Here is a 9,705-nt window from a genome sequence, read left to right on the forward strand (position 1 = left end):
AAATTCCTCATCTTCCATTATAAACTTTTCCTTGTCACTTGTAAATTTACGACTTTCGGTTTACAATAGAAAGTATGATTAAGATTGAAACCGTATTAGATATTTTAAAGAAAGATGGTCTCTTCCGTGAGATTATCGACCAAGGACATTATCACTACAACTACAGCCATGTCGTATTTGACACCATCTGCTATGATAGCCGCAAGGCTAAAGAAAAAAGCCTCTTTTTCGTCAAGGGTGCTGCCTTTAAGAAGGAATTTCTGATTTCAGCCATCTCTCAAGGCCTTGGTTGGTATGTTGCTGAAAAGGACTATGAAGTTGGTATTCCTGCTATTATCGTCAGCGATATCAAGAAAGCCATGAGTTTGGTAGCTATGGAATTTTATGGCAATCCACAGGAAAAACTTAAACTCCTGGCCTTTACTGGAACCAAGGGTAAGACAACAGCAGCCTACTTCGCCTATAACATTTTGTCTCAAGGGCATCGACCTGCTATGTTGTCGACCATGAATACAACTCTAGACGGCAAAACTTTCTTTAAGTCTGCATTGACAACTCCTGAGAGCATTGACCTCTTTGATATGATGAATCAAGCTGTGCAAAATGACCGCACCCACCTCATCATGGAGGTATCTAGTCAAGCCTATCTGGTCAAACGTGTCTATGGCCTAACCTTTGATGTAGGAGTTTTCCTCAATATCAGCCCAGACCATATTGGCCCTATTGAACACCCTAGCTTTGAAGACTATTTCTACCACAAGCGCCTCTTGATGGAAAATAGCCGAGCAGTTATCATTAACAGTGACATGGACCACTTCTCAGTTTTGAAAGAACAAGTAGAACATCAAGACCATGATTTCTATGGTAGCCAGTCAAGTAACCAAATCGAGAATTCTAAAGCCTTTAGCTTTTCAGCAAGCGGGAAACTGGCTGGTGATTATGATATCCAACTGATTGGTCATTTCAACCAAGAAAATGCCGTTGCTGCTGGACTTGCTTGTCTCCGTCTGGGAGCTAGTCTTGAGGACATCAAAAAAGGCATCGCTACAACCCGTGTTCCTGGTCGTATGGAAGTCCTCACCCAGAAAAATGGTGCCAAAGTTTTCATCGACTATGCCCACAATGGTGATAGTCTCAAAAAACTAATCAATGTGGTTGAAACTCATCAAACTGGAAAGATTGCACTAGTTCTTGGTTCGACAGGAAACAAAGGAGAAAGCCGTCGTAAGGACTTTGGCCTCCTCCTTAATCAACACCCTGAGATTCAAGTCTTTCTAACTGCTGATGATCCCAACTACGAAGACCCAATGGCCATTGCAGATGAAATCAGTAGCTATATCAGCCATCCTGTTGAAAAAATTGCGGATCGCCAAGAAGCTATCAAGGCAGCGATGGCTATCACAAATCACGAATTAGATGCAGTTATAATTGCTGGTAAGGGAGCCGATTGCTACCAAATCGTCCAAGGAAAGAAAGAAGCCTATCCAGGAGATGCAGCCGTCGCAGAAAATTATTTATAAGATAGTAAAAAAATCAAGGGAATAAAACCCTTGATTTTTTCTATCCTTATTTAAAAGCGTTTTTCAAACCTTCAACGGCACCTTCAACAGCACCCTTAGCATCTTCAACTACTTCTTTTGCCTTAGCAACTGTCTTTTCTACAGCGCCTTCTGCTTCAGTTTTGCTATCCCCAGTAACTTTACCAAATCCTTCTTTGATAGCGCCTGTTGCTTGTTCCAATTTGTTTTCAAGTGACATATGATTGTCTCCTTTGGTTTTATTCCGATATGTGTTACCGGTTACATATAGTTTATACTGAATCCTAAGAAAAGTCAAACAATGTGCTCAGAAACAAAATTTCATGCTAAGTAGAAAGTTAATCTTTCCTTGTCAAATTCGACTGCCAACTCATACTTTCCATCTTCATTTTGGACAATATAGCCTAGGACGACCAAACTGTCCACAAAGATATCACGGCGTTTCTGCATGAGCTGATCTTTTTTGAGGAACTTCAACAAAAAAGTCGTCATATATTTGAGAGCATACTCAGGATTGACATCTCCCAAAATGGCATAGAGTTCCTGCTGTTTTTCGGTCAAAGGATACTGATGTTTGACCTTGTAGAAATAATTGGACAAGGTCATTTTTGTCCGCGCAAAATCGGTCTTTTCAACTAAAATAGCTGCATTAGTCTGATTGCGCAATTCCGTCTCAAAACTCTGCTCCGACAAGGCTTGATAGACTGGACTATCTTCTCTGACAAAAATCTCTTGATCCAGTTCGAGACTATCGAGTGATTCAAGCATAGGAAGATTGAGGTAATAACGCTTATTTTCTCGTAGAATCAAGCCTTCCTTGATATACTCTTCCATGAGTTTATCAACTGCTACATCTGGAAATTGAGCCTTGATTTCCCGTAGAATCACATCATCATGCTGGTCCAGATAGTGGATCAATTCTCCAAAAAATGGCTGTCTCGTCAAACGAGAAGGATTAAAAATCTGAATCATGAAGATTCCTTTCTTTACATTCTAACAGAGGCGATGCTGCTAACTGACTAGGATTGGTCCCAGCTTGGTTCAGAGGAACAGGCAGACCTAGTTCTCTATAATACTCCCTCCAAAAATCACTAATCTCCTGCTCTCCATCTCCAAATTTCATGGGAATAGTTTCAAAAATCGGTAGGATTTCTGCCATATACTGGGAACAGTAAAAACCAGCTCCATCTGGATAGAAAGAAGCATTATAGGGAGCCCCTAGATGTTTGCAAGCTTTTTCCTTCACAGACTGGATATCCATTTCTGGGTAAACATAGAGGTCGTACAAGTGATTGGGTTCAAAGAAGTCTGCTGGTTCTTGACAGACAACACCAAATTCTCCACTAGCATGGTAAATCATCCTATCCAAATAGATGGCGACATGGCTATAGTTGCCTGTGGAAGTCTGGATGGCCTGCCCCAGCTCTGACTCATCTCTCACAAAAATCATACTCTTCGAAAATCAAATTCAAACCACGTCAACGTCGCCTTGCCGTACTCAAGTACAGCCTGCGGCTAGTTTCCTAGTTTGCTCTTTGATTTTCATTGAGTATCAAATCGCCATTTTCTAACATGCTTCACTCCTAGAAAAAAAGGAGCCGAAACTCCTTTCGATATAATTCAAACTAGCCTTTCCTAATTTGAATTAACACTCAAAATCTTAAGCATTAAAGCTTTCAGTCAATTGAGGTACCACTTGTTTCTTACGTGAAACGGCACCAGCAAGGAAGGCATGATTGTTTTCAAGTTTGAAGTTGAAAGCCGCTTCAACCTTGTCCATGTTAGCACCAAGTGCTAGGATTTCTGAGTTTGAGTTGACGATATCAGTAATCATCAAGACAAAGTCAGAATAGCCGTTTGCTGCGTTGGCAGCTTGCATTGCAGCTTCAATTTCTGCTTGACGTTCCAAAACTTCAGCGATGTCAACTGTATTTACTTGAGCAACACGGACATTATTTCCGTTCAATTCAAAAGTCTTAGCATCAATGTCAATCAATTCTTCAGCAGATTTGCTGGCCAAGTTTGTACCAGCTTTCAACATAGCCAAACCATATTCTTCCAAGTTTACACCAGCCAACTCAGCCAATTCAGGAGCAATAACTTTATCTGTTGGGTGTGTTGTTGGAGATTTCAAAAGAAGGGTATCTGAAATCAAACCTGAAAGCATCAAACCTGCAATCTCTTTAGGTACAGCTACACCATGTTCTTTGAACATACGGTAAACGATTGAAGACGCTGAACCAACTGGCTCCAAACGCATGTAGAGTGGGCTTGCAGTTTCAAAGTTAGCAACACGGTGGTGGTCTACAACACCATAAACTTCTACTTCAGCGATATCTGATACAGATTGTTGGAATTCATTGTGGTCAGTCAAGATAACTTGCTCTGCGCCCTCTGCTTTAGCAGAAGTGATAACACGTGGTGCTTCTACACCAAAATAGTTCAAGACAAAGGCTGTTTCTTCATTTGGAGTTCCAAGGGCAACAGCTTCCGTATCCAAACCATAAGCTTCTTTTGCAAGGTAGGCAAAGGCTACAGATGACCCGATGGCATCTGAGTCTGGATTTTGGTGACCAAATACTAGAATCTTAGACATGATAATACCTCATTTTGTTTATTCTCTTTATTGTAGCATTTTTTTCGCTTTTTGACAAAAGTAAGAGGAGTCAAAGGGCTCCTCACTACTCTTCAAAATAACTGATACTCTTCGAAAATCAAATTTAAACCACGTCAGCTCTATCTGCAACCTCAAAGCAGTGCTTTGAGCAACCTACGGCTAGCTTTCTAGTTTGCTCTTTAATTTTCATCGAGTATGAGTAAATTTCTATCTTGATTTTCAGATAAAAATTGCTCCTTCTGGGCTCGTTTCTTACGCTTGAGCAGGGCTTCTGCCGACATGGCTTCTTCCTTACTGGCAAAACCTTGAGCATAGATGAGTTTGACCGGTAAGCGAGCTCGTGTATATTTTGCCCCCTTTCCACTATTGTGGACAGCGAGGCGTCTTCTCACATCAGTCGTATAACCGGTATAATAGGAACCATCACGACACTCCAGCACATACATATAAGCCTTATGATCCATAATAAATCTCTTCAAGTTCGGGCGTATAGGAACCATCATCATTGTGGACAATCAAAGGTGGTAAAACCTTAAAACCACTCGTTGAGCCATCCTTAATAGCCTCAATCAAGAGCATATTAGCTTCCTTTTCCCGCTTTGGATAAACAAACTGCAGGCGCTTAGGGGCTAGATTATGCCGTTGCAACATGTCCAAGATATCCAAAAGTCGGTCAGGACGATGCACCATTGCCAAACGCCCATTGGACTTGAGAATACTTTGGGCACTACGACAGATTTCTTCCAAATTAGTCGTGATTTCATGGCGTGCCAAGAGGTAATGTTCGCTCTCGTTCAAATTGGAATTAGGATCCACCTTGAAATAAGGCGGATTACACAAAATCATATCCACCTTACTTCCCTGAATGTGGGCAGGCATATTTTTCAAATCATCGCAGATGACCTGCATTTGCTCCTCTAATCCATTCAAACGGACAGAGCGTTCAGCCATATCCGCCAAACGCTCCTGAATCTCAACAGCCAATATCTGTGCCTGAGTACGGGTGCTGGCAAAAAGTCCCACTGCTCCATTTCCAGCGCAGAAATCCACAATCAATCCCTTCTTAGGAAAACGTGGAAAGCGTGACAAGAGAACACTATCCACCGAATAGCTAAAAACCTCTCTATTTTGAATGATTTTGATATCTGTCGAAAAGAGCTGGTTAATGCGCTCCCCTGATTTTAATAATTGTTCTTCTTCCATGGTCTTATTATAGCAAATTTATATTAACATTACAAAAGATAGAAATTTCTAACTAGTGTTTCTGATTCTTCAAATGTTGAAGGGCTTCCTTGGTCCAAATTGGCATCATTCGTTTGAGAGGAGCAAAGCCATAGTTAAAACGATCGCTTGAAAAGCGTCTCCGTCTTGGAAACTGGTGCTTTTCTTCCTCCAAAGTGCGGATAGAAAGACTAGCTTTCCCTGTAAATTCATCTAAATCCACTACTTGAACTTGAACCTCTTCATCAACTTTCAAGGCTTCTTGGATATTTTCAATAAAGCCTGTCCGAATCTCTGAAATGTGAATCAGTCCCGTATCACCCGTCTCTAGCTCAACAAAGGCACCGTAGGGCTGAATCCCTGTAATACGGCCCTTTAGTTTATCACCGATTTTCATCCTAGTCCTCGATTTCAATTGTTTCAATCACGACATCTTCAACTGGCTTGTCCATAGCTCCTGTCTCAACAGCAGCAATGGCATCCAAGACAGCGTAAGAAGCTTCATCAGCTAGCTGACCAAACACAGTGTGACGGCGGTCTAGATGAGGAGTTCCACCTTGGTTGGCATAGATTTCCGCAATCGGTTCTGGCCAACCACCACGAGCAATTTCTTTCTTAGAATAAGGCAAATGTTGATTTTGCACGATAAAGAACTGGCTACCGTTGGTATTTGGACCAGCATTGGCCATAGAAAGGGCACCACGAATATTGTAAAGTTCTTCTGAGAATTCATCCTCAAATGATTCGCCGTAGATTGACTCGCCACCCATACCAGTTCCAGTTGGGTCTCCACCTTGAATCATAAAGTCCTTGATAATACGATGGAAAATGACTCCATCATAGTAGCCATCTTTTGAAAGTGCAACAAAGTTAGCTACTGTTTTAGGAGCATGTTCAGGGAAGAGCTTAATACGCAAGTCTCCGTGATTGGTCTTAATAGTCGCGATAGGACCTTCTACTGTTTCAATGTCTACTTGTGGGAAATGCAATTCTTTTTCTACCATACCAAATCCTTCTAAGGCATCAAAAATGCCATCTTCTTCTAATGTTTTTGTAATATAATCTGCTTTTTCTTTGATATTTTCATGAGAAATTCCCATTGCAACGCTGATTCCAGCATAATCAAAGAGTTCCAAGTCGTTGAGGCCATCTCCAAAAACCATGACGTTCTCTGGTTTCAAGCCAAGGTGTTCCACAACCTTTTCCACACCCGTCGCTTTGGAGCCTGAAATCGGCACAATATCAGACGAATGTTGATGCCAACGAACCATGCGAAGTTTGTCAGAGAGACTGTCAGGCAAGTGCAAGTCATCTCCTTTATCTTCAAAAGTCCACATTTGATAGATATCTTCTTTTTCATGGAAATCAGGATCTACATCCAAATCGGGGTAAATTGGATTGATCGCTTCACTCATCATATCGGTGCGAGTCGACAACTTGGCATCATGACTCCCAACCAAACCATACTCAATTCCCTCTTGCTTGGCCCAAGAGATATACTCCTCAACATCTGACTTCTCAATCTGATGTTGATAAATAACCTGACCTTTTTTATCTTCAATATAAGCCCCATTCAAAGTTACAAAAAAGTCAGGTTTGAGCTCACGAATCTCCGGAACGACACCAAAAATCCCTCGTCCAGAAGCAATACCTGTCAAAATTCCTTTCTCACGTAATTGCTTAAAAACAGTTGGGATTGAAGCTGGAATAAAACCTGTCTTTGAATTCCGCAATGTATCATCAATATCAAAAAAGACAATCTTGATCTTCTTTGCCTTGTATCTTAATTTGGCATCCATCTCACTACCTCTTTCAATCTAACTCTTTCCATTATACCATAAAGTAGCTAAATCCCCTATTTTCAAAAAATTTCCAGTTTTATTGTAAATCCTTGGATAAGTATAAAACTAAATCATCATCGTTTTGACAACTTGCACCCATTTCTAGCGGTTTATTTCTATACCAGACACCTGTACCATCTGGAATGTAGCTCCGTCTGATATACAATCTCTGGGCAGGGCCATAGCCTAAGTGCAAACCTACACCAAGAGTGACCTTACTCGAAACAAACTTGACTCGTTTTTCTGCTTTTTCTAGCAGTTGATTCCCAATCCCTTGATTTCGAAAATGCTCAAACACATTAAAATCTGATAATTCTGGATAGACTTCTGCAAAAGGACCATGTTTAGCAGAGGGCAAAATGGTAATGTAGCCCGCTACAGCACCATCAATCTCTGCAACTAAAACTTCTCTCTCCCCACTTTCCTGTTCCAGAAAATATCTAGCCAAAATTTCCTCTCTACCAGGCCAACCTTGATTCATAAATCCATGAGATAAGGATTCAATATCAGACTTAATCATATTTCTAATCGTACAATTCATCTTTGACTTACCCACCTTTACTCTTTCTATTACCATTATAGCACGCCAAGGTCAGAAAAAAACTATCTCGTGAAAAAAGACCCGACAGGGTCTTAATTCGCTTTCTTTTTTCCGAGCTCATGAAAAAGAGGTCCACTGGACCCAAACTCGCTCTCTCATTTCAAGGCTCGTGAAAAAAAGACCCAATCGGGTCTTAATTCACTTTCTTGTTTTCAAGCTCATGAAAAAGAGGTCCACTGGACCTCTTTTTTTAATCTTCGTTTACGAAAGGCATCAAAGCCATTACGCGAGCGCGTTTGATAGCTGTTGTTACTTTACGTTGGTTTTTAGCTGAAGTTCCTGTTACACGACGAGGAAGGATTTTCCCACGTTCTGAAACGAAACGGCTAAGAAGCTCAGTATCTTTGTAATCAACATATTCAATTTTGTTTGCTGCGATGTAATCAACTTTTTTACGGCGTTTGAATCCGCCACGACGTTGTTGAGCCATGTTTTTTCTCCTTTATAATTTTAGTTGTCCATTAGAATGGTAAATCATCATCTGAAATATCCAAAGGATTTGTTGCTCCAAATGGATTTTCATCACGTGAAAAGTCTGGTACTGAATTTGTAGGCGCTGAATAGTTTGAACTTGGTGCAGAATAAGCTCCACCTGTATGACCCTCACGCACACTACGGCTTTCCAACATTTGGAAATTCTCAGCCACGACCTCTGTCACGTAGACACGTTGTCCTTGCTGGTTATCGTAACTACGAGTCTGGATACGACCTGTCACCCCGATAAGTGAGCCTTTTTTAGCCCAATTAGCAAGGTTTTCAGCCTGTTGGCGCCACATAACGACATTGATAAAATCAGCCTCACGTTCGCCATTTTGACTCTTAAATGTACGGTTTACTGCAAGAGTAAAAGTCGCAACTGCTACATTTGATGGGGTATAACGCAACTCAGCGTCACGTGTCATACGCCCTACAAGTACAACATTGTTAATCATAGTTTACCTTCTTAAGCGTCAGTTTTGACGATCATGTGACGAAGAATGTCAGCGTTGATTTTTGAAAGACGGTCAAACTCTTTAAGAGCTACGTCGTCGTTTGCTTCAACGTTAACGATGTGGTAAAGTCCTTCACGGAAATCTTTGATTTCGTATGCAAGACGGCGTTTTTCCCAAGATTTTGATTCAACAACAGTTGCACCGTTGTCAGTCAAAATAGAGTCAAAACGTGCTACCAAAGCGTTTTTAGCTTCTTCTTCAATGTTTGGACGAATGATATAAAGAATTTCGTATTTAGCCATTGATATGTTCCTCCTTTTGGTCTAATGACCCCAAGACTTTGCAAGGGGTAAGTGAGGTTCGCTCACAATAAACTATTATACTAGAAAACATTTTTTTACGCAAGTAAAAACACCGAAATAAAAAAGAAGATGACGAATCATCTTCTCAAAAACTATAAGTTTTTAGTCTTCTTTTTTCTTGCGAGCAAGAAGTCCAAATCCACCTAGGGCTCCAAGAAGTCCAAGCGCTGCAAGACTAGCGTTAGCTTCTGTACCAGTATTTGGCAATTCCTTCTTGTCATTGGCTTCGGCTGTTTCAACAGCTACTGGTTTAGAATCTGTAGAACTTGTCTGAACTGGAGTAGCTACTGGTTTTTCTGGACTTGTAGGAGTCTCTGGAGAGCTTGGTTGCTCTTGATTGATTGGTTTTTTCACTTTCTTATAGTGATGTAGTGTATTTCCTTTAGCATCCGTTGTTGAATGACTAAATTCATATCCTTCCAACTCTATTGGATTGTGTTTTCCTTCTTTATCTGAAGTAATTCGGTTACCATTTTCATCAAGATATTCCGTTACAATCTGAACAGTTGAATCGCCATTTTGAGAAATGACTCCTCCACCATTTTGTGATTTAGGTGTTACCGTTACTGGTACTTCTACTGTAATAATACGAC

At 40.8% G+C, this 9,705-nt stretch carries 14 protein-coding genes; 1 reads left to right on the forward strand and 13 read right to left on the reverse strand.

The features are described from left to right. The first annotated feature begins 74 nt into the window (after positions 1-74). Positions 75-1,520, forward strand: coding sequence for a UDP-N-acetylmuramoyl-L-alanyl-D-glutamate--L-lysine ligase (locus QM818_RS03570; RefSeq protein WP_261080715.1), 1,446 nt, complete (start codon positions 75-77; stop codon positions 1,518-1,520). 46 nt (positions 1,521-1,566) lie between these two features. On the opposite strand, the gene QM818_RS03575 is transcribed toward QM818_RS03570, so the two are convergent. The 13 genes from QM818_RS03575 to QM818_RS03635 form a co-directional block, all read right to left on the reverse strand. Then, positions 1,567-1,758 carry a CsbD family protein gene (locus QM818_RS03575; protein WP_000051184.1) on the reverse strand — a complete coding sequence of 64 codons (192 nt, stop codon included), beginning with the start codon at positions 1,756-1,758 and terminating at the stop codon, positions 1,567-1,569. A 101-nt stretch (positions 1,759-1,859) separates the two neighbouring features. Then, positions 1,860-2,510, reverse strand: coding sequence for a DUF1803 domain-containing protein (locus tag QM818_RS03580; protein ID WP_261080714.1), 651 nt, complete (start codon positions 2,508-2,510; stop codon positions 1,860-1,862). Further along, positions 2,494-2,988 (reverse strand): YiiX/YebB-like N1pC/P60 family cysteine hydrolase, encoded by a 495-nt coding sequence (locus QM818_RS03585; protein WP_261080713.1) that lies wholly within the window; start codon positions 2,986-2,988, stop codon positions 2,494-2,496. Before QM818_RS03585 ends, QM818_RS03580 begins: the two co-directional genes overlap by 17 nt. Positions 2,989-3,198: 210 nt before the next feature. Then, the gene (locus QM818_RS03590; RefSeq protein ID WP_000036049.1) at positions 3,199-4,134 is read right to left on the reverse strand and encodes a manganese-dependent inorganic pyrophosphatase; all 936 of its coding nucleotides are present in this window, start codon (positions 4,132-4,134) and stop codon (positions 3,199-3,201) included. A 200-nt stretch (positions 4,135-4,334) separates the two neighbouring features. Further along, positions 4,335-4,619, reverse strand: a complete 285-nt coding sequence (locus QM818_RS03595; protein ID WP_261080712.1) for a GIY-YIG nuclease family protein — start codon at positions 4,617-4,619, stop codon at positions 4,335-4,337. Next, a complete protein-coding gene (locus QM818_RS03600) occupies positions 4,609-5,358 on the reverse strand; it encodes a tRNA1(Val) (adenine(37)-N6)-methyltransferase (protein ID WP_261009507.1) in 750 nt (249 codons plus the stop codon). Before QM818_RS03600 ends, QM818_RS03595 begins: the two co-directional genes overlap by 11 nt. Positions 5,359-5,410: 52 nt before the next feature. Beyond that, positions 5,411-5,773: a S1 RNA-binding domain-containing protein gene (locus QM818_RS03605; protein ID WP_000689605.1), complete on the reverse strand. Its 363-nt coding sequence runs from the start codon at positions 5,771-5,773 to the stop codon at positions 5,411-5,413. Position 5,774: 1 nt separating this feature from the next. Then, positions 5,775-7,175 (reverse strand): bifunctional Cof-type HAD-IIB family hydrolase/peptidylprolyl isomerase, encoded by a 1,401-nt coding sequence (locus QM818_RS03610; RefSeq protein WP_261080711.1) that lies wholly within the window; start codon positions 7,173-7,175, stop codon positions 5,775-5,777. A gap of 79 nt (positions 7,176-7,254) precedes the next feature. Next, on the reverse strand, positions 7,255-7,758 hold the full coding sequence (locus QM818_RS03615) for a GNAT family N-acetyltransferase (protein WP_004257108.1): 504 nt from the start codon (positions 7,756-7,758) through the stop codon (positions 7,255-7,257). 250 nt (positions 7,759-8,008) lie between these two features. Then, positions 8,009-8,248, reverse strand: a complete 240-nt coding sequence (rpsR, locus tag QM818_RS03620; RefSeq protein WP_000068664.1) for a 30S ribosomal protein S18 — start codon at positions 8,246-8,248, stop codon at positions 8,009-8,011. 31 nt (positions 8,249-8,279) lie between these two features. Then, positions 8,280-8,750: a single-stranded DNA-binding protein SsbA gene (gene ssbA, locus QM818_RS03625; protein WP_000609602.1), complete on the reverse strand. Its 471-nt coding sequence runs from the start codon at positions 8,748-8,750 to the stop codon at positions 8,280-8,282. An 11-nt stretch (positions 8,751-8,761) separates the two neighbouring features. Then, positions 8,762-9,052, reverse strand: a complete 291-nt coding sequence (rpsF, locus tag QM818_RS03630) for a 30S ribosomal protein S6 (protein WP_001151780.1) — start codon at positions 9,050-9,052, stop codon at positions 8,762-8,764. A 162-nt stretch (positions 9,053-9,214) separates the two neighbouring features. Next, positions 9,215-9,705, reverse strand: a 491-nt coding sequence (locus QM818_RS03635; protein WP_414299929.1) for an LPXTG cell wall anchor domain-containing protein, incomplete at its 5' end; no start/stop codon positions are given.

The organism is Streptococcus mitis, from assembly GCF_047464035.1.
Classification (GTDB): domain Bacteria; phylum Bacillota; class Bacilli; order Lactobacillales; family Streptococcaceae; genus Streptococcus; species Streptococcus mitis_DX.